This window comes from Xanthomonas sp. PPL134, assembly GCF_040595915.1.
Classification (GTDB): Bacteria; Pseudomonadota; Gammaproteobacteria; order Xanthomonadales; family Xanthomonadaceae; genus Xanthomonas_A; species Xanthomonas_A indica.
Map to the genome: position 1 here is coordinate 131,415 of NZ_JAMDLL010000006.1, position 17,683 is coordinate 149,097.

The 17,683-nt window shown below is 71.2% G+C and carries 17 protein-coding genes; 8 read left to right on the plus strand and 9 right to left on the minus strand.

Annotated elements, in window-relative coordinates; all coding sequences use genetic code 11:
* Positions 1–139 precede the first annotated feature (139 nt).
* Together M3U25_RS13165 and M3U25_RS13170 are read left to right on the plus strand one after the other, a co-directional pair.
* On the plus strand, positions 140–523 hold the full coding sequence (locus M3U25_RS13165; RefSeq protein WP_355502481.1) for a hypothetical protein: 384 nt from the start codon (positions 140–142) through the stop codon (positions 521–523).
* Positions 520–1,482 (plus strand): hypothetical protein, encoded by a 963-nt coding sequence (locus M3U25_RS13170; RefSeq protein ID WP_355502478.1) that lies wholly within the window; start codon positions 520–522, stop codon positions 1,480–1,482. Before M3U25_RS13165 ends, M3U25_RS13170 begins: the two co-directional genes overlap by 4 nt.
* A 60-nt stretch (positions 1,483–1,542) precedes the next feature.
* On the opposite strand, the gene M3U25_RS13175 is transcribed toward M3U25_RS13170, so the two are convergent.
* The 8 genes from M3U25_RS13175 to M3U25_RS13210 form a co-directional block, all read right to left on the minus strand.
* A complete protein-coding gene (locus M3U25_RS13175; RefSeq protein WP_355502475.1) occupies positions 1,543–2,841 on the minus strand; it encodes a DUF58 domain-containing protein in 1,299 nt (432 codons plus the stop codon).
* 166 nt (positions 2,842–3,007) lie between these two features.
* Positions 3,008–4,000 (minus strand): MoxR family ATPase, encoded by a 993-nt coding sequence (locus M3U25_RS13180; RefSeq protein ID WP_355502472.1) that lies wholly within the window; start codon positions 3,998–4,000, stop codon positions 3,008–3,010.
* Positions 3,997–5,184, minus strand: a complete 1,188-nt coding sequence (locus M3U25_RS13185) for a DUF4350 domain-containing protein (protein WP_355502469.1) — start codon at positions 5,182–5,184, stop codon at positions 3,997–3,999. The genes M3U25_RS13180 and M3U25_RS13185 overlap by 4 nt, the downstream gene beginning before the upstream one ends.
* Positions 5,181–6,887: a DUF4129 domain-containing protein gene (locus tag M3U25_RS13190; protein WP_355502466.1), complete on the minus strand. Its 1,707-nt coding sequence runs from the start codon at positions 6,885–6,887 to the stop codon at positions 5,181–5,183. Before M3U25_RS13190 ends, M3U25_RS13185 begins: the two co-directional genes overlap by 4 nt.
* The gene (locus M3U25_RS13195; protein ID WP_355502463.1) at positions 6,877–7,920 is read right to left on the minus strand and encodes a stage II sporulation protein M; all 1,044 of its coding nucleotides are present in this window, start codon (positions 7,918–7,920) and stop codon (positions 6,877–6,879) included. The genes M3U25_RS13190 and M3U25_RS13195 overlap by 11 nt, the downstream gene beginning before the upstream one ends.
* Positions 7,917–8,594 carry an RDD family protein gene (locus M3U25_RS13200; protein WP_355502460.1) on the minus strand — a complete coding sequence of 226 codons (678 nt, stop codon included), beginning with the start codon at positions 8,592–8,594 and terminating at the stop codon, positions 7,917–7,919. The genes M3U25_RS13195 and M3U25_RS13200 overlap by 4 nt, the downstream gene beginning before the upstream one ends.
* A 173-nt stretch (positions 8,595–8,767) precedes the next feature.
* Entirely contained in the window at positions 8,768–9,679 is a 912-nt protein-coding gene (locus tag M3U25_RS13205; RefSeq protein ID WP_355502456.1) for a DUF2167 domain-containing protein, read from the minus strand.
* A gap of 137 nt (positions 9,680–9,816) precedes the next feature.
* Positions 9,817–10,377: an alpha/beta hydrolase gene (locus tag M3U25_RS13210; protein WP_355502453.1), complete on the minus strand. Its 561-nt coding sequence runs from the start codon at positions 10,375–10,377 to the stop codon at positions 9,817–9,819.
* 125 nt (positions 10,378–10,502) lie between these two features.
* Between M3U25_RS13210 and M3U25_RS13215 the strand changes: the two genes are divergently transcribed.
* Positions 10,503–10,976 carry an Lrp/AsnC family transcriptional regulator gene (locus M3U25_RS13215; protein ID WP_355502450.1) on the plus strand — a complete coding sequence of 158 codons (474 nt, stop codon included), beginning with the start codon at positions 10,503–10,505 and terminating at the stop codon, positions 10,974–10,976.
* A 9-nt stretch (positions 10,977–10,985) separates the two neighbouring features.
* On the opposite strand, the gene M3U25_RS13220 is transcribed toward M3U25_RS13215, so the two are convergent.
* The gene (locus M3U25_RS13220) at positions 10,986–11,537 is read right to left on the minus strand and encodes a gamma carbonic anhydrase family protein (protein WP_355502447.1); all 552 of its coding nucleotides are present in this window, start codon (positions 11,535–11,537) and stop codon (positions 10,986–10,988) included.
* 158 nt (positions 11,538–11,695) lie between these two features.
* Between M3U25_RS13220 and M3U25_RS13225 the strand changes: the two genes are divergently transcribed.
* From M3U25_RS13225 to M3U25_RS13245, 5 genes are all read left to right on the plus strand, one after another.
* A complete protein-coding gene (locus M3U25_RS13225; protein ID WP_355502444.1) occupies positions 11,696–12,301 on the plus strand; it encodes a class I SAM-dependent methyltransferase in 606 nt (201 codons plus the stop codon).
* Positions 12,302–12,542: 241 nt separating this feature from the next.
* Positions 12,543–14,051: a NosD domain-containing protein gene (locus tag M3U25_RS13230; RefSeq protein WP_355502440.1), complete on the plus strand. Its 1,509-nt coding sequence runs from the start codon at positions 12,543–12,545 to the stop codon at positions 14,049–14,051.
* Between the two features lie 38 nt (positions 14,052–14,089).
* Complete coding sequence (locus tag M3U25_RS13235; RefSeq protein WP_355502437.1) at positions 14,090–15,376, plus strand: carbohydrate porin; 1,287 nt, start codon at positions 14,090–14,092, stop codon at positions 15,374–15,376.
* A 37-nt stretch (positions 15,377–15,413) separates the two neighbouring features.
* Positions 15,414–16,304, plus strand: a complete 891-nt coding sequence (gene aroD / locus M3U25_RS13240; RefSeq protein ID WP_355502434.1) for a type I 3-dehydroquinate dehydratase — start codon at positions 15,414–15,416, stop codon at positions 16,302–16,304.
* A gap of 48 nt (positions 16,305–16,352) precedes the next feature.
* Positions 16,353–17,660, plus strand: a complete 1,308-nt coding sequence (locus tag M3U25_RS13245) for an MFS transporter (protein WP_242159246.1) — start codon at positions 16,353–16,355, stop codon at positions 17,658–17,660.
* The last annotated feature ends 23 nt before the right edge of the window (positions 17,661–17,683 follow it).

Below are 17,683 nucleotides of genomic sequence, written 5' to 3' on the forward strand. Positions count from 1 at the left end.
ATCCTCCGCCGGGAAAGCGGCCGGTGGAGTCGCGCCATGCGCGCCGCATGCGAAATGTCTACGGCGTGATACGCATCACGGTTGACTGCTCTTGCTCGACTGACGAAGATCGACGTCGGGGAGTGCTGTAGGGGCCAGCATGTCTGCATATCGTGCTCGCGCCAGGGTGCTGGCGCTGCTTGCGTGCGTCGCCGTCAACTGCAGCGCGTGCGCGGTGGTGACGGTCGCCACCGCGCAAGACGACGTGGTCGTGCGCGGTCTGTTCGGCACGCGCATCGCCACGGCAGGCTTGGCGCCTGTGGCGATCCGCTCGCAAGGTCTGGGAATTTCGCAGACCCCGCGCGCATGGACGTTGGGCTGGCACGCCGAAACCGCGATCTATGCTCCCCTTGGTGCGGACGCATGCCGCATCGTGCTGATTTCCAATACCGAAGCCGAGGTCCGTCGCCTGCTTGCGATCCTGCAGGCCGGTGGCGGCGATTTGTCGCAGGTCTGCGTCCACTCACAGGAGGTGTCACGATGAAAACGTCTCTTGCCTGTTGCTCTTTTCTGCTGTTGGGTGGCTGCGCGCATCTGGAGCAGGCGCCGCTGGTGTATGCGTCGAAGACGACATTCGGTGTCGATGTTTCCACGGCATCCACCGAGAACCCAGGCATTTCGATGAACCTGGGCTACAAACAGGTGGATGCGGCCTATGTGCCGGTGGCGGTGGCAAGAAAGTGCAACGATGGGGTCGCAGGTGCCGACTGCAGCAAGAAAGGGTACGAATTGTTGGTGATCTCAGGCGTCGCCAGAGAGGGCGACTCGGACGCGGACGGGACCAGCGAAGACGCGCGGATCGAAGTCGCCAAGAAGGCATCGACAGACTATGCGAGGGCGCTGTCGGAGGAGACGCTGGCGAAGCAGGCGATGATCGAGGCCGATAGCAAGCTCAAGCAACTGCGCGAAAGCTACGGCGCAGCCGCCAAGCGGCAAAGCGCATACGATCAAGCGAAACTGAAATGGGCGTCACTCCAGGCAGCGGCGGGCAGCCAGGGCACGGTCGACGAGGCGGACGTAAGTGCCGCGAAGAGCGCCATGGACGCGCTCGTGCCCAATGCCGAAGACCAGGCGATTCTCGCGGGTTTCGCTCAGAGCGAGAATGACCTGCGGCAGAACGCCGCCGCCGTGGCGGCTGAATACGCGAGCAAGCAGAAAGCCGCAGAGCTGCAGGAAGCCATTCTCAAGTCCGCCAATGCGAAGATCGCACGCAGCAATCTGGGCGACTCCTATTCCGTCTTTGGCAGCTTCGATGGCACGAGCACGGCGAATGGCAGTGGCTCCGCGTCGATCGGGCTGGGCAAGATGTTCTCGACCGGCGTGGCCGCGCAGCGTTTGGCGGGCGGCATATCGACCATGGCCTGCTATGACCTGATTAAGAGCAAGGTTCCTGCCGCCGTGGCCGCGGCGGAATTGGAGAAGCTGTTGCAGCACTGCCAATAAGGCAGTGTTTGCGCCGACGGCAAGCGCGGTCGAGCGCTGCGGCGCCGCCTCGGCCGCTCGCTACAGCAACCCGTCGCGCTTCACCGCCAGGTAGCGCTCGATCAGTGCGGCGGGCAGTTCCTCGCCGGTGACGTCGAGCACCATCACGCCGTGGCTGCGCAGGGCATCGTGCGCGGCGCTGCGTTGCTGCAGGTAGCGCGCCACCGCGCCGGCCTGCACGGCCTGCGGCAGGTCGTGGACCTCCTCGCTCAGCGCCTGGTCCAGCTCGCGCTCGCGCAGGCTGGCCACGCACACCAGGTGGCGGCGCTGCAGCAGGCGCACCGCGGCCAGCAGGTCTTCGATGTCCTCGTCGCGCACGTTGCTGACCAGCATCACCAGCGCGCGGCGGCGCTGGCGCAGCGACAGTTCGGTGGCCGCGGCCAGGTAGTCGGTGGCCACCGGCTGCGGCTGCAGGTCGTAGCTGGCGCGCAGCAGCACGTCGACCGTGGCCATGCCGCGTTGCGGCGCCACCCAGCGCGCCTCGCCGCCGCTGGCCATCATGCCCACCGCATCGCCCTGGCGCAGCGCCAGGTACGACACCACCAGCGCCGCGTTGAGCACATGGTCGAAGTGCGACAGGCCGGACTCGCTGGCCAGCATCCGCCGCCCGGTGTCGATCAGCATCAGCAACTGCTGGTTCTTCTCGTCCTGGTACTCGCGCGAGATCAGCTTGCGCGCGCGCGAGGTGGCCTTCCAGTCGATCTGGCGCAGGCTGTCGCCGATGCGGTACTCGCGCATCTGGTGGAAGTCGGTGCCTTCGCCGCGGCGCCGCTTCAGGTGCGCACCGACCAGGCGCGAGGCCTGTTCCGCACTGAACAGGGCGAAGCGGGTCAGCGGCGCGAAGTTCGGATACACGCGCACGGTCTGTACTTGTCCGGCCAGGCGTTGCTGCCGCCACAGGCGCCAGGGCGCATGCAGGCGCAGGTGGGTGCCGTCGAAGGCGAAGCGGCCGCGCGCGGTCGGGCGCAGTTGATAGCGCACCTGGGTCTGGTGCGCGGCAGGCAGGGTCATGCGCTGCGGCAGGCCCTGCAGCTCCCAGCCGCTGGGCACCAGGTCGAACAGGTCCACGCGTTGGCGCTGCGGGCTGTCCAGGTGCAGCACGACCTCGCGCTGCACGCCCAGCGGCAGCGCTTCGGGCAGGTCGCGGTGCACCTGCGGCGTCGGCCGCCGCCACAGCCGCCACGCATCCAGCGCCGCGACCAGCGCGATGCCTGCCGCCACCGCCTGCCAGCTCCACAGCGGCAGCCAGCCCAGCGCCACGGCCAGGCCGCACAGCGCCCACAGTGCGAGCAGGGCCAGCAGGGGCGGGGCGGGTCTCATCGCTGGGGGGCCGGGAGTGGGGAATGGGGAATGGGGAATCGGAAAAGCGGCAGGGCTGCAGCGCGACGCGTCGCCGCGTTCGTCGCTTCATCGCAATCGGGAATGACTGAAAGCGCCGAGAATCCCGGCTTTTTCCATTCCCGATTCCCCATTCCCGACTCCCCGCTCATTTCCGCGGCGCCTCCACCTTGGCCAGCAGCGCGCTCAGGGCGTCGTCGGCGCTCTGGCCTTCGATCTGCAGTTCCGGGGCCAGGGCGATGCGGTGGCGCAGGGCGGGCTTGGCCACGTCGCGGATGTCGTCGGGGATGACGAAGTCGCGGCCGGACAGCACCGCCTGCGCGCGCGCCGCGCGGACCAGGGCGATGCTGCCGCGGGGGCCGGCGCCCAGGGCGACGCCGGGCCAGCGGCGGGTGGCGGCGACGATGCGCACGGCGTAGTCGATGACCTGCGGGTCGACGGCGATGGCGGCGGTGCCGGCCTGCATCGCCACCACGTCCTCGGCGCCCAGCACGCGCGGCACCTGCGACAGGTCGAAGTCGCCGGCGCTGCGGCCGCTGGTGACCGCGGCGACCATCCGCGCCTCGTCCTCCAGCTGCGGGTAGTCGATCAGGATCTTCAGCAGGAAGCGGTCCAACTGCGCTTCCGGCAGCGGGTAGGTGCCTTCCTGCTCGACCGGGTTCTGCGTGGCCAGGGCCAGGAACGGCGGCGCCAGCGGGAAGGCCGTCCCTTCGATGGTGACCTGGCCTTCCTGCATCACTTCCAGCAGCGCCGATTGGGTCTTGGCCGGCGCGCGGTTGATCTCGTCGGCCAGCAGCAGGTGGGTGAACACCGGGCCGCGGCGGATCTTGAAGCTCTCGGTCTTGGGGTCGTACACAGCGTGGCCGCTGACGTCGCTGGGCATCAGGTCCGGGGTGAACTGCACGCGTGCGTAGTTCAGTTCCAGCGCCTGCGCCAGCGCGCGCACCAGCAGGGTCTTGCCGAGGCCGGGCACGCCCTCGATCAGCACGTGGCCGCCGGCCAGCAGCGCGATCAGGATCTGCTCCAGTACCTGCGGCTGGCCGATGAAGGCGTGGCCGACCGCGGCGCGGATCGCCTCGGCGCGTTCGATCAGGGCAGGGCCGGCGAGCGGCGCGACGGCGTCGGAGGAGGCGGTGGTCATAACTGGTTTCTCATCTGGACGAGGAGGCGGATACGCTCGCGCAAGGCGGCGGGTTGATTGGGCGGCGGCGGCTGCAGCGCCTGTTCGACCTGCGCCACCGGCAGCTGCAGGCGGTCGGCGATGGCGGCGGCCTGGGCCGGGCCCTCCAGCGCGGCGGCGAGCGGCGCGCGCCGCCGCAGCCGCGCCAGGAACGCCTCGCGCACCGCCGCGTGCAGCAGGTCGGCGCGGCCGTGGCGCAGCAGGTGTTCGCCGCTGGCGCGCACGTGTTCCAGCAGCGAGCGGCGGTCGGCCGGCGGTGCGGCGCGCAGCGGCCCGAAGCGCTGCATGCGCGACCACAGCCAGGCCAGCAGGATCAGCAGCGCCGGCAGCCAGGCCGGCCAGCCGCGGGTGAACAGGGTGCGCCACAGCGACGGCAGTTCGGCCGAATAGATCAGGTGGATGGTACCCTGGCCGTAGTTCGGCCCCAGCACCTGGCGGGCGAGCAGGCGGTTGCCGGCCTCGCGCAGCCCGCCGCTGCGCAGGACCGGGTCGTTCTCCATCGGCGAACCCTCGAACATCTTGCCGATCCGGCTGTCCTGGTTCTCGAGGAAATCCAGTTGCGACAGCACGTCCACGCTGCCGTCGCCGTAGGGCACGCGCGCAAACACGAAGTCGTCGTCCTCGCCGCTCCACCAATTACTGGGCGTGTCCGGATCGATGTGGAAGCGGCGGCCGTCGCAGAAGACTTTTTGCGGCGCCGCGCCGGGCACCGCCATCATCAGGCAGTTGTCCGGACTGCGCGCCTCGACGGTGACGTCCAGCGCTTCCAGGATCGGCACATCGCCGTGCTTGACCTCGGCCGTGGGCGTGCGCAGCACCAGATGCCCGCCATGCTCCACCCAGTCCAGCAAGGCGTCGCTGTCGGCCTGGCCGAGCATGCGCGGATCGCCGTACAGCACCACGCTGTCGTGCGGGTGCAGGCGCATCGCCGCCAGGTCCAGGCGTTGCCGCGACTCGGCGCGCACGCCGTCGGCGCGCAGGGTCTGGCGCAGCGCGTACAGCGGGTTGTAGGCGGCCTCGCCGCGCGGCGGCAGCACGATCACCCGCTCGGCGCGTTCGTAGCGGCCGAAGAACCAGGCCGCGGCGACGCTGGCCAGCAGCAGGCCGACCAGGAAGATCAGCGCATTGCGCGTGCCGCTGTTCATGCCTGCCACCGGAACTGCCGCTGCAGGTCGTCGACCAGCGCATCGAAGGCGCCGTCCTCGGGCAGGCGGCCGGCGTAGGCGGCGTGCTGCCAGACCCGCACCATGCGCGCGAACAGGCTGCGATCGGTCTCCTCGGGCAGACGCTGCGCGGCGCGCAGGCATTGCGCCTCGGTGGCGCTGGGCGGCAGCACCAGGTCGGCGCGCTCGCACAGCGTCGCCACGCTGGCCCGGTACAGCAACGCCAGTGCGTCGCGGTGGCGGCCCTCGCGCCAGGCGCGCCGCGCCACCGTCGCCACGTCGTCGGGCAGCGGCTGCGGCGCCAGCACCGGCACGTGCTCCGGCGCCACCGCCGCCGCCGCGCGTCGGCGTCCGCCGCCGCGCATCCATGGCAGCCAGTGCTTGGCGGTCAGCAGCAGCACCAGCAGCACGATCCCCGCCAGCAGCCACATGCCCCATCTGCCGACGAAGGCGATGGCCTGGCCTGCGGCCTGCAGCCATTCGCCAAACGGGGTGAGGGTGCGCTCCTTGCTGTCGTCCGGTTTCGGCGGTTCGTCGGGATTGCGCTTCTTCCAGTAGCCGATGGTGCGCTTGGCGGTCAGCAGCGGGTCGGCGTAGGCGCGGTCGGCGGCGCGGGCGAAGCGCGCATCGGCGGCGGGCACGGTGTCGAACACCTCGTCCAACGGGACCGGGCGCGCCCCATGGTGATGGCGCTCGGTGACGTGTGCGGCAGGCGTCTTGCCGTCGGCATCGGCGTCGGCATCGGTGTCGGCATCTGCGTCCGCGTCCGAGTCGGTGGCGGTCTCGCCATCGGCATCGCGCGTGTCGTCGGCTGTGGCCGGCGCTGCCGCAGTCTGCCCTGCCGTGTCGTCGGCCACCGGCTGCGCACGCAGCGCCGCGGCCGGTGCGGCGAGCAGGGCCACGCACAGCAGCGCCAGCGGCGCGGCATTGCGCAGGCGCGCGGCCATCCGGCGCAGCGCCATCTCCACGTCCCAGGCTTCGAGCTGGGTGCGCCGGTTGAGGTACAGGCCGAAGCCGGCGCCGACGAAGAACGGTTCGATCAGGGTCATCGCCAGCCAGCCGATGGCGTTGAAGCCGAGGTCGGCCCACACCGGGGTCTGCTGGCCGATCAGCGACCAGGCCGCGCGCGCGGTTTCCGGCAGCAGGTCGATGGGCACGAACAGGAAGATCGTGGCGATGCAGGCCAGGCACAGCATCGCCTCGAAATGCCAGTACACGGTGGCCATCAACAGCGCATGACCGTAGACGGCCCCGCCCAGGGTGCGGCGGCGCTCGCGCTGCTGGTCGGTGCTCGCGCCTTCCAGCAGCTCCAGCGGCATGAACACGCTGCGCGCCGGGCTCAGCCGGCGCCAGGTCAGGTAGCCGAGCAGCGTGCGCCAGCCCCAGGTGCCCTGCGCGCGCACGGTGTCGCGCACGCGCGGCACGTCGCCGAACACCGCGCGCGAGATCACGAACAACGGAATCCGATCCAGCACCGGCTTCAGCCACCACAGCAGCAGCGGCGCCAGCCACAGTTGGTCGATCGCCCAGGCGCCGAGGTTGAGCACGGCGAACAGCGGCAGGGTGATCAGCAGCCAGGGCTTCCAGATCGCCCCAGCGTGGCGGCGGACCAGGGCGCTGCCCAGTTCCATCGCTTCCCAGGCCGAGCGTGCGCGCAGCACCACGTCCAGGCGCTCAATCCGCATCGATGGCCTCCGCCCGGCCGCGGCCGCCGCGCCACAGCCACGTCAGCACCAGCGTCCACAGCACCGCCGACACGCTGTACTTGATCCACGCCGGCACGGTCGCGATGGACGACCAGAACGCCTCGATGAAGGCGGCCACCAGCAACATTGCCGCCACGCCCAGGCATAGCCGGGCGCCGATCCTGCCGCCCTCCACCAGCGCATCGATGCGCCGCCGTCGTCCCGGCGCCAATACCTTCAGTCCCAGCTGCAGGCCGGCGCCGCCGGCGATCACGATCGCGGTCAGTTCGAACGGCGCATGCCCGGCGACGAAGCGCCAGAAGGTGACGCCGTAGCCGATCTGGTGCAGGTGCCCGGCCACCGAGCCGATGGTGATGCCGTTGAACAGCAGCACCAGCACCGTGCCCAGCCCCGCCAGCAGGCCGCTGGCGAAGGTGCGCAGGCCGATGCTGATGTTGTTCATGATGTAGTGGCCGAACATCTGCCAGTCGGTGCCGCTGTCGCGACCGAGCTTCTGTGCGCTGGCGGCCGGGTCGTACATGCGTTCGATCTGGCTGACCTGCATCGGGTCCATCAGCCCGTGGATCAGTTCCGGCCGGAACTGCAGCAGCACGAAGAGGGTCACCAGCGGCACCACGAACAGCGCGGTGGCCGCGGCCATGTAGCCGGCCTGGCTGCGCACCAGCTGCGGGAACTCGGCGAACAGGAACTCCGCCGCGCGCCGCCAGCGCGGACGCGGCGCCCGGTACAGGACGGTATGGCCCTGCTGCATCAGGTGCTGCAGGCGCGCGGTGACCTGCGGGCTGTAGCCGCGCCTGCGCGCCAGCGCCAGTTGATGGCACACGCGCCGGTAGCGTGCCGGCATGTCTTCGTCGGCGAGCGGCGGCGGCTGGTCTGGCACGGCCGCGTGCTTGGGGTCGACGGCGGTGTCGGCGGCCTTCGCCGGCTTGCGTCCGCTGCCGCTGCGCTGCAGCCAGGCCTCGAACGCCTGCCACTCGTGCTGATGGCGCAGGACGAACTGTTCCTGCTTCATCGGCGGCCCAGCAGCCAGTTGGCCATCGCATACAGGCGCAGCACCCCGGCCTGGCCGGCCGCATCGGTCAGCGGCTGCGCCAGCGCGGCCAGTTCCAGCTGCCGCTCGGGGGTGAGCCGCGGCGCGCGCTCGGCGAAGGCGATCAGCGCGGTCTGTTCGGCCGGCAGCAGCGGCCGCGGTGGCGCGAGCGCGCTGGCGATCGGCGGCAGCGCCGCGTCCTCGCGCGGCGGCTGGTGCACCACCAGCGTGCCTGCGACCAGATCGCCCAGGCGCCGCGAATGCGCATCGAACAGGCAGGCGATCAGCCCGACCGCATAGCCGAACGGCAGCATGTCCACGGTGCGCAGCAGGTTGCGGGTGATCGCCGCCATCCACCCCGCCGGCGCGCCGTCGCGCGCCACCACGCGCAGGCCCAGCGCCTGCTTGCCGAGGGTCTGGCCACGCCAGCCCTCCAGTACGATCGGGTAGCCCCAGAACACCAGGAACATCGCCACCAGGTACAGGCCCTGGCCGAGGCCGCCGAGCAGGCCGAGGAACATGCCCATGGCGGTGAGCAGGGCGAAGCGCAGCGCCAGGTCGATCAACCAGGCCAGCGCGCGCGGCACCGCGCCGGCGGCCGGCAACTGCAGCGGCACGCCCTCGGGCGTGATGACCTCGCGGTAGGTATCGAGCATGCGGTTCACCGCCGCCGCGCGGCGCGGCGGACAGGGGCGCCTGCGATGTGGGGAGGCCGTCCTTCCGTTCGGCCGGCTGCCTGTGGCGGCATGCTGCTCTCGACTGCGTCCTGCTTCCGAAGCGGCACTTTAGCCGGCAAGGCGTGAATTGCCCAGCGCGCCGGCGGCGCCGATCAGCGCACCGTGCCGCCGTCGCGCTGGCGCCCGGAGAACAGCTTGCGCACACCGGCGACCAGGGCCATCAGGCCGACCAGCACCAGCTTCCAGGCCTTGGCCAGCAGCAGGCCGAGCTTGGCGAACAGGCCGGCCTTGGCCGCCAGGCCGCCGCCGATCAGGGTGGCCAGGCCGTAGCTGGCGATCTTGTCGGTGGACGGGTTGTGGTCGGCATAGCGCGCGCCGCTGTCGAACTCGGCCATCGGCAGCAGTTGCTGCATGCCCTCGCGCACCTGCGCCAGTTCGCCCATGCCCGAGACCGCATTGAGGCTGAGGTAGCCATGCCGGCCGAGCACGCGGATGTCGTAGTTGAGGGTGTGCTCGCGCTCGCCCGCGAACGCCAGCTCGCGCGCCCAGTACAGCTTCTTGCTGCCGGTGTCGTAGCGCGGCGGCACGGCCCAGCCGATCAGGTCGACCTGATCGTAGCCGGCCTTCTTGCGCTGCGCGTTGGACTCGCGCGTCTCGTCCTGCATGTCCTTGAGCATGGCCTGGTAGTCGATCTTGCTGGCGTCCTCGTCGGACACGTAGCCGTCGTCGGAATAGGTGACCACCACCGCCCAGCTGCCCTTCTCGTCGAGCGCGGGGTGGCGCGGCACGATCAGGCCCAGCACGTCGTCGTCGGGCGGGTTGCCCCAGTAGCTCTCCAGCACCCGGCGCGCGTCGGTCTCGTCCAGGAAGCGGAACGCCGGGCCGAGGTCGAAATGCACCTTGGCCTGCGGCAGTTCGATATGGCCGTCGCGGAAATGCAGCGAACCGACGAACTGCTCGGCGGTCATGTCCGGGCCGCTGTCCTGGGCCAGCGCCGGAACGGCGGTGGTGCACAGCGCGCAGAAAAAAGCGGCCAGCAGGCCGCGCAGCGAAGTCGTGATCATCGCGATTCCATTCGGTGGCGTCCCCACGCCAGAGACGCATAGTGTCGCGCAAGCGCGCGCGGCGCGCCAGTCGCGAGCACGCCTTTTCCCGGCCCACGGCGCCGCGCGGCATCCCGCCGGCGCTGTGTCGGTGGCGCTCAGGCGGGGAAGGCCGGCGCAGGTCCGAGGCCGGCGTCGAAGGCGGCCAGCAACTGTGCACCGTGCGGCCATGCGCCCAGGCTGCTGGCCGCATTGAGATGTCCCTGGCGGTCGAGTGCGACCAGTCCGCTGCCCCAGTCGGCCGCGCAGCGGCGGCTGTAGCACGGCGCCGCGTATGGATCGTCGCTGCTGGCCACGATCAGGCTGGGAAACGGCAGCGGTGCGGTCGGCACCGGCACGAAACTGGCGGCGTGCGCATGCGGAAACGCGGCGCTGTCCGGGTCGGGTACCGCGACCAGGAAGGCGCCGCGTGGCAGGCGTTCGGCACGCGCGGCCCAATGCGCGACCAGCAGGCAGCCCAGGCTGTGCGCGACCAGCAGCGGCGGCGTGGCGCAGTGCTGCACGCAGCGGTCGAGCGCGCGCAGCCAGTCGTGCAGTTGCGGGTGCGCGAACGACGCCGGCTGCAGCCGGCGCATGCGCGGGTCGTGCTGCTGCCAGAGGGTTTGCCAGTGCTGCGGCCCCGAGTCGCCGATGCCCGGTACGATCACCACGTCCTGCATGCGCTACGCTCCGTCGGAAGAAAGCATGAGTGTCGCGATGCCTGCCCGGCATCGCCATGGCAATGCATCGGCCCATGCGGCGTTTTTCCGATGAATCCACGGTGCGTGACGAGGGGGCGAGGCGAGTGGCGGCGAAAACCTGGCGGGGCGATGCCCTGGACTACGCGATCCTGGAGGCGCTGCAGTGCGACGGACGCATCGCCCTGGCGGCGCTGGGGCGGCGCCTCGGGCTGTCGCAGCCGGCGATGTCCGAGCGCGTGCGCCGGCTCGAGGAACAGGGGGTGATCACCGGCTACACCGCCCGGGTCGACCCGCGCGCGCTGGGCCTGGCGACCTCGGCCATCGTCCGCCTGCGCACCACGCATGCGCAGATCGGCGCCTGCCTGGACCTGTTCGCGCAGATGCCGCAGGTGCTGGACGTGCATCGGGTGACCGGCGAGGACTGCTTCGTGCTGCGCGTGCTGGTGCCTGCGCCGGCGCAGCTGGAGCCGGTCATCGACGCCCTGGCGCGCTTCGGTGCGGTGACCACCAGCGTGGTGCTGCGCAGCGAGACGCCGCGCCCGATCGGCCGCGCCTTGCTGGCGCTGGCGGCCGAGTAGCGGTGCGGGCTACTGCGGCGCGGCCGCGCCCGCGGCCAGGTAGCGGTCCTTCAGCCGCACGTAGTGCTGCGCCGAGTAGTGCAGGCTCTCGATCTCCTTGTCGCTGAGCATGCGCGCCTTGCGTGCGGGATTGCCCAGCCACAGTTCGCCCTCGCCGACGGTCTTGCCCGGGCCGACCACCGCACCGGCGCCGACGAAGCCGTACTTCTTCACCGTGGCGCCGTCCAGGATGCACGCGCCCATGCCGATCAGGCACAGGTCCTCGATGGTGCAGGCGTGGATGATGGTGCCGTGGCCGACGGTCACGTCCGCGCCGATCAGGGTCGGGTAGCCGGCGGCGTTGAACGGGCTGTGGTGGCTGACGTGGATGATGGTGCCGTCCTGGATGTTGCTGCGCGCGCCGATGCGCACGTAGTTGACGTCGCCGCGGATCACCGTGCCCGGCCACACCGACACGTCGTCCGCCAGTTCCACGTCGCCGATGAGGGTGCAGGCCGGGTCCACATAGACGCGCGCGCCCAGCTGCGGGGTCTTGTCGAGGTAGGGGCGGATCGGGGACATGGCGCTCTCCGGCGGTGGGCGGCCGGCGGCCACGCGGGCGCCGATGATACCGCGCTCGCTCGGGCCGGCTGCCGCGGCGGGCGCGTCCCCCGACGCCTGTCGCACACAAGGGCTAAGCTACGCCGGGCGTCGTGCGACGCCGTCGCGGAGCAATCGCCATGGTGGATCGCCCGACCGTCGCGGCCTACGACGCCGATGCCGCGCGCTATGCGCAGGACTGGCGCGACCAGGCCGCGCCCGAGGACATGTACGCACTGCTCCGCCGGCATTTCGCGCCGGGGCCGACCGCCGACGTCGGCTGCGGTGCGGGGCGCGATACGGCCTGGCTCGCAGCGCGCGGTTTCGAGGTGTGCGGCTACGACGCGAGCGCCGGGCTGCTCGAGGAGGCGCGGCGGCGCTACCGCGGCCTGCGGTTCGAGCTGGCCGCGTTGCCGGCGCTGGACGGCGTCCCGTCCGGCGCGTTTCGCAACGTGCTGTGCGAAACGGTGGTGATGCATCTCGACCAGGCGGACGCGGCCGCCGCCGCCGCGCGGCTGGCCGAGCTGCTGATGCCGGAGGGCACCTTGTACCTGAGCTGGCGGGTGGCCGGAAACGACGCGCCGCGCGATGCGCACGGCCGCCTGTATACCGTGCTGGATGCGGCGCGGATGCGTGCGGCGCTGGGCGGCGGCATGCAGGTGCTCGACGACCACGAAGTCATCAGCGCCTCCTCCGGCAAGCGCGTGCATCGGCTGATCGCGCGCAAGGCCGCCGCCGCCGCGTAGCGCCACGCACCTGGCATGTGCCGTGGTTGCACCGCCGCTCCCAAAGCGCCAGGGTTCGACGCGGCCAAAATCCGATTGTGCGATAAACGCACCGACAATCGATATTCGCACTTGAATGGTGCACTGCGATAAAACTAGCGTTGCCCCTGTTCCGGCGCCTGGCAGCGCACGACGCGTGCGCCACCGGCGGCCGCGGCGCCGCCTGCCGCCGGCGCGGTCCCGATTCTGTTGGAGATGGTGCATGTCCTGTGCGTTTTCCCGCGGCCTGGCCCTGCTCGCGGCCCTGCTTCCCGGCGCCGTGCGCGCCTACCAGGCCGAGCCGCCGCCGCCGGAGCGCAGCGTGCTCACCGTGGATCGCTACGCCGACGACGCCGCCCCGGGCTCCCTGCGCTGGGCGATCACCACCGCCAACCAGGCGCCCGGCCGCTACCGCATCGAGATCGCCGCGGTGGGCGCGCCGCCCTACGTGATCCGCCCGCGCGCGCCGTTGCCGGCGTTGCAGGGGCCGCTGCAGGTGGTCGGCCTGGCACGGGCGCACGACGGCCAGTACATCGCCATCGACGGCGCCGGCTACATCCAGGGCAAGGGCACCGCCGCCTGCCCGGGCGCGGAGAAGGACCAGTTCGGCACCAACGTGCGCAGCACCACGCTGCCCGGCCTGGTGCTGCGCGATACCCATGGCGTGGAACTGAGCGGCCTGGAGATCCGCAACTTCTGCATCGGCGTGCTGATCAACCGCGCCAGCGACAATGTGCTGCGCGACAACCGCATCGTCGCCAACCACGGCGGCGCCGGGGTGATGCTGACCGGCGACGACGGCAACGGCCAGTCCACCGCCACCACCACGGTGCGCAACCGCATCGTGCGCAACACCTTCCTCGACAACGGCGACGGCCTGGAACTGACCCGCGGCGCGGCCTGGAACCTGGTGGCCGACAACCTGTTCCGCTCCACCGATGCCAACCCCGAGCCCTCGCAGGGCATCGAGATTCTGTGGGGCAACGACAACACCGTGCTGCGCAACCGGTTCGAACGCTATTCCGACGGGCTGCAGATCAACTGGGGCAACCGCAACACCATCGCCGACAACGACTTCGCCGGCAATTCGATCGGGGTCAGCGTCACCGGCCGCGACAACCTCATCGAGGGCAACCGCCTGACCGGCAACGGCATCGGCATCGCGGTGCGCCCGCAGCCGCGCAGCGAAGCCAACCGGTTCAGCGCCAACCTGCTGTCCGGCAACGGCTTGACGATCGAGCGCTGTTTCGCCGGCGGCGCCTGCGTGCCCGGCCAGCCGCGCGGCGCCATCGTGTTCGGCGTGCCGGGCCTGGAACACGCGCCCTTCGTCGGTTCGCGTGGCATCGGCGTCGATCCGGACCCGCGCAAGCGCGCGGCGATCTGCGGCGCCGCGGCGCCCGCCGACTGCCAACCGCCGCCGAACTTCGGCCAGGCCGCTCCGCAACTGCGCGCAATCGAACGTGGTGCCGGCGTGCCGCAGGTGCAGGGCAGCTTCGTCGGCCGCCCCGGCCATCTGTACACGGTGGAACTGTTCGGCAACCGCCGCCCTGGCGACGACGAAGCCGAACGCTATCTCGGCCGCGTCGAGGCGCCGGTGGATGCACAGGGGCAGGGCCGCTTCGCGCTGCCGCTGGACGGCGACAGCACGGGTCTGGCCACGCTCACCGCCACCGTCACCAGCGACGACGGCGCGACCTCGCCGCTGAGCGCGCCGCTGGCGGTGGCACCGTGAGCCGCGCCGCATCCGCCGGCGTTCGCACGGTGCGACGCGTGCCGTCGTTGCCGGCCTGGTCGCTGCTGGCCACGGCCGTCGCCTTGCTCCCGGCGGTCGCCGCCGCGCAGGACGCCACCGACCTGGCGCACAGCACCTTCAGCGGCGACTGGGACGGTACGCGCAGCGACTGGCTGCAGCGCGGGGTCAACGTCCGCGGCGACTACGTCGGCGAAGCCATGGGCGTGGTCGACGGCGGCCGTGGCGAGCGCGGTGCGCGCTATGCGCAGCAGGTGCGGCTGGGCGTGGACCTGGACCTGGCGAAACTCGCCGGCTGGGACGGCGGCGCGCTGCACGTGACGGTCAACGACCGTCGCGGCCGCAGCACCTCGGCCGACCTGCTCGGCAACCGCTTCCCGATCCAGGAAGCCTACGGCGGCCAGTTCACCCGGCTCACCGAACTGAGCTACGACCGCCGCTTCAACGACGGGCGCACGTACGTGAAGGCCGGCTTCTACGCGATGGGCAACCAGTTCGGGGCGCACACGCTGCTGACCAACTTCGTCAACGCCGCGTTCTGCGCGCATCCGCTGGCGATGTCCGGCAACAGCGGCTGGTACAACTATCCGAACGCGCGCTGGGGCGCCGAGGCGGCGCAGCAACTGACGCCGGCGACGAACCTGCGGGTCGGCTGGTTCCAGGTCAACCCCAGCACCAACAACAACGTGCACACCGCCTTCGACCTGGACGCGCGCGGCACCACCGGCTCGCTGTTTCCGGTCGAGCTCACCTGGACGCCGGGCGCCGGCGGCGCCTATCCGGGCACCTACAAGGTCGGCGGTTACTACGACTCCTCGCGGGTGCCGCGCAAGGGCCTGGATCCGCGCGCCACCACCGGCCGCGACGGCGCCTACCTGCTGGTGGAGCAGAAGCTGTATTCCCCCGGCGGCGAACGCGGCCGCGGCCTCACCGGCTTCGCCCAGTACATGGTCTCCGACCGCGCCACCGCGCAGATCACCCGCTGGTACGCACTGGGCGGCGTGTACCAGGGCATCGGTCGGCGCAGCCAGGACCGCATCGCCCTGGGCTATGTCGGCGCCGACATCAACCATCGCCTGCTCGACGCGCGGCGCGCGGCGTTGCTCGATGCCGGCGTGCCGCCGGACGCGCCGGTGTTCGCGCTCGAGACCGCCGAGGAACTCTACGAACTGTCCTACAGCGCGCAGCTCACACCGTGGCTGATGCTGCGGCCGGATGTGCAGTACATCGTCAACCCCGGCACCTTCGCCTATGCGCGCACCGACAACGCGCTGGCGGTGGGGCTGCAGGTCAAGCTCACCTTCTGAGCGCGCGCTGCGCGCCTTCCTGTCCAGGCCGACCCCGATGCCCTTGTTCCCACGACGACTGACCTTCCTGTGCTGCGCCGGCCTGTTGCTGGCGTCGCCGCTGCAGGCCGCACCCGCGGCGCCCGCGGCGACGTCCGCGGCCACCCCGCTGCCGGCGCCGCGCGTCCTGCAGATCCGCGGGCTTGCCATCGGTGCCGGCCTGCCCAAGATCATCGTGCCGATCACCGCGCACGACGCCGAGCAGGCGTTGGCGCAGGCGCAGCGCATCGCCGCCTCCCCCGATGCGGACCTGGCCGAGTGGCGCATCGACCTGATGGACGGCGCCACCGACGCGGCGGCGCTGGCGGCATTGGGGCCGCGCGTGGCGCAGGCGCTGCACGGCAAGCCGCTGCTGCTGACCTTCCGCACCAAGGCCGAGGGCGGCGCGGTGGCGATCGACGATGCCGCCTACGGTGCGCTGTACGCCCGTCTGCTGGATGCGCGCTTCGCCGACCTGCTCGACGTGGAGATGGTCCACGACCCGGCGGTGCTGCGGCAGCTGGTGGAGCATGCGCACCGGCAGGGCGTGTACGTGGTGATGTCCAGCCATGACTTCCATGCCACCCCGCCCGTGGCGGAGATGGTGGCGCGGCTGCAGCGGCAGCAGGCGCTGGGCGCCGACGTGCTGAAGATCGCGGTGATGCCGCGCGATCCGGGCGACGTGCTGCACCTGCTCGACGCCACCTGGCAACTGCGCCAGCGCAGCGGCCAGCCGTTGCTGACCATGGCGATGGGGCCGCTGGGTGCAGTGTCGCGGCTGTCCGGCGGTACCTTCGGGCAGAGCCTGACCTTCGGCATGCTCGGCAGCGCCTCGGCCCCCGGCCAGATCGATGCGGCACGCCTGCGGCAGGCGCTCGATGCCCTGCACGCGGCCGCGCCCGCCCAGTGACGCCGCCTCGCCGCGGTTCTCGTTCGCCGTTCCTGCAGGAGTGACCCCATGAGCCATGCCGCCGCCCCGCCCACCGCGCTCGTCCTGGACCGCATGAGCGGTTTCCAGTGGACGGCGATCGCGGTCTGCGTGCTGTTGAACATGCTGGACGGGTTCGACGTGATGGTGATGGCCTTCATCGCCCCGCACGTATCCGAGGCCTGGCATTTGTCCGGCAAGCTGCTGGGGATCGCGCTCAGTGCCGGACTGGTGGGCATGGCGCTGGGCTCGCTGCTGCTGGCGCCGCTGGCCGATCGTTGGGGCCGGCGCAGCATGATCCTATGCTGCCTGGTGATCCTGACCGTCGGCATGGCCGCCTCGGCGCTGGCGCAGGACATCTGGCAACTGGCCGCGCTGCGCGTGTTCACCGGCATCGGCATCGGCGGCATGCTCGCCGGCGTGGGCGTGATCACTGCCGAATACGCGAGCCCGAGGTGGCGCAGCACGGCGGTGGCGCTGCAGGCCACCGGCTATCCCATCGGCGCCACGCTGGGCGGGTTGATCGCCGCGGTGCTGCTGGAACGCTGGGGCTGGCACGCGGCCTTCCTGTTCGGCGCACTCGCCTCGCTGCTGTGCATCCCGGTGGTGCTGGCGCTGCTGCCGGAGTCGCTGGATTTCCTGCTCAGCCGCCGCCCGCCGGATGCGCTGGCGCGGCTCAACGCGCTGCTGGCGCGCATGCGCGCACCGACGCTCGACGCGCTGCCGCCGCGCCCGCCGGTACAGGAGAAGGCAGGCTACGCGGCGCTGTTCACCCCGCGCCTGCGCCGCAACAGCGTGCTGATCGCCTTGGGCTTTTTCATGCACATGTTCGCCTTCTATTTCGTGCTGAGCTGGACGCCGAAACTGCTGGTGCAAGCCGGGCTGTCGGCCGAACAAGGCGTCACCGGCGGCGTGCTGCTGAACCTGGGCGGCATCGTCGGCGGCGCGGTGTTCGGCGCGCTGGCCGCACGCGTCGCGCTGCCGCGGTTGACCGCGGCCAGCTTCCTGATCGCCGCACTGGGCATGGCAGCGTTCGCCACGCTGGGTGCGCAGCTGCAATTGGCCTTTCCGGTGGCCTTCGTGATCGGCGCGGCGCTGTTCGGCTCGATGGCCGGCCTGTATGCGCTGGCGCCGATCGTGTTCGCGCCGAGCGTGCGCACCACCGGCCTGGGCTGGGCGATCGGCATCGGCCGCGTCGGCGCGATCCTCTCGCCGATGACGGTGGGCGTGCTGGTCGACGCCAACTGGCAACCGGCCAACCTGTACTACGTGCTGGCGTTGCCGCTGCTGGTGGCCATTGCCGCGGTGTTGACGATGCGGCTGCAGCCGGCGCGTTGAGGACAGGGCGGCGCGGGCGCGCG

Excerpts from the sequence above, each read along its gene's own strand:
- M3U25_RS13205 (WP_355502456.1), bottom strand. The coding sequence starts at position 9,679 with ATGATCACGACTTCGCTGCGCGGCCTGCTGGCCGCTTTTTTCTGCGCG.
- M3U25_RS13175 (WP_355502475.1), bottom strand. The coding sequence starts at position 2,841 with ATGAGACCCGCCCCGCCCCTGCTGGCCCTGCTCGCACTGTGGGCGCTG.
- M3U25_RS13230 (WP_355502440.1), top strand. The coding sequence starts at position 12,543 with ATGTCCTGTGCGTTTTCCCGCGGCCTGGCCCTGCTCGCGGCCCTGCTT.
- M3U25_RS13185 (WP_355502469.1), bottom strand. The coding sequence starts at position 5,184 with ATGAACAGCGGCACGCGCAATGCGCTGATCTTCCTGGTCGGCCTGCTG.
- M3U25_RS13190 (WP_355502466.1), bottom strand. The coding sequence starts at position 6,887 with ATGCGGATTGAGCGCCTGGACGTGGTGCTGCGCGCACGCTCGGCCTGG.
- M3U25_RS13200 (WP_355502460.1), bottom strand. The coding sequence starts at position 8,594 with ATGCTCGATACCTACCGCGAGGTCATCACGCCCGAGGGCGTGCCGCTG.
- M3U25_RS13195 (WP_355502463.1), bottom strand. The coding sequence starts at position 7,920 with ATGAAGCAGGAACAGTTCGTCCTGCGCCATCAGCACGAGTGGCAGGCG.
- M3U25_RS13210 (WP_355502453.1), bottom strand. The coding sequence starts at position 10,377 with ATGCAGGACGTGGTGATCGTACCGGGCATCGGCGACTCGGGGCCGCAG.
- M3U25_RS13220 (WP_355502447.1), bottom strand. The coding sequence starts at position 11,537 with ATGTCCCCGATCCGCCCCTACCTCGACAAGACCCCGCAGCTGGGCGCG.
- M3U25_RS13180 (WP_355502472.1), bottom strand. The coding sequence starts at position 4,000 with ATGACCACCGCCTCCTCCGACGCCGTCGCGCCGCTCGCCGGCCCTGCC.
- aroD (WP_355502434.1), top strand. The coding sequence starts at position 15,414 with ATGCCCTTGTTCCCACGACGACTGACCTTCCTGTGCTGCGCCGGCCTG.
- M3U25_RS13165 (WP_355502481.1), top strand. The coding sequence starts at position 140 with ATGTCTGCATATCGTGCTCGCGCCAGGGTGCTGGCGCTGCTTGCGTGC.
- M3U25_RS13170 (WP_355502478.1), top strand. The coding sequence starts at position 520 with ATGAAAACGTCTCTTGCCTGTTGCTCTTTTCTGCTGTTGGGTGGCTGC.
- M3U25_RS13245 (WP_242159246.1), top strand. The coding sequence starts at position 16,353 with ATGAGCCATGCCGCCGCCCCGCCCACCGCGCTCGTCCTGGACCGCATG.
- M3U25_RS13225 (WP_355502444.1), top strand. The coding sequence starts at position 11,696 with ATGGTGGATCGCCCGACCGTCGCGGCCTACGACGCCGATGCCGCGCGC.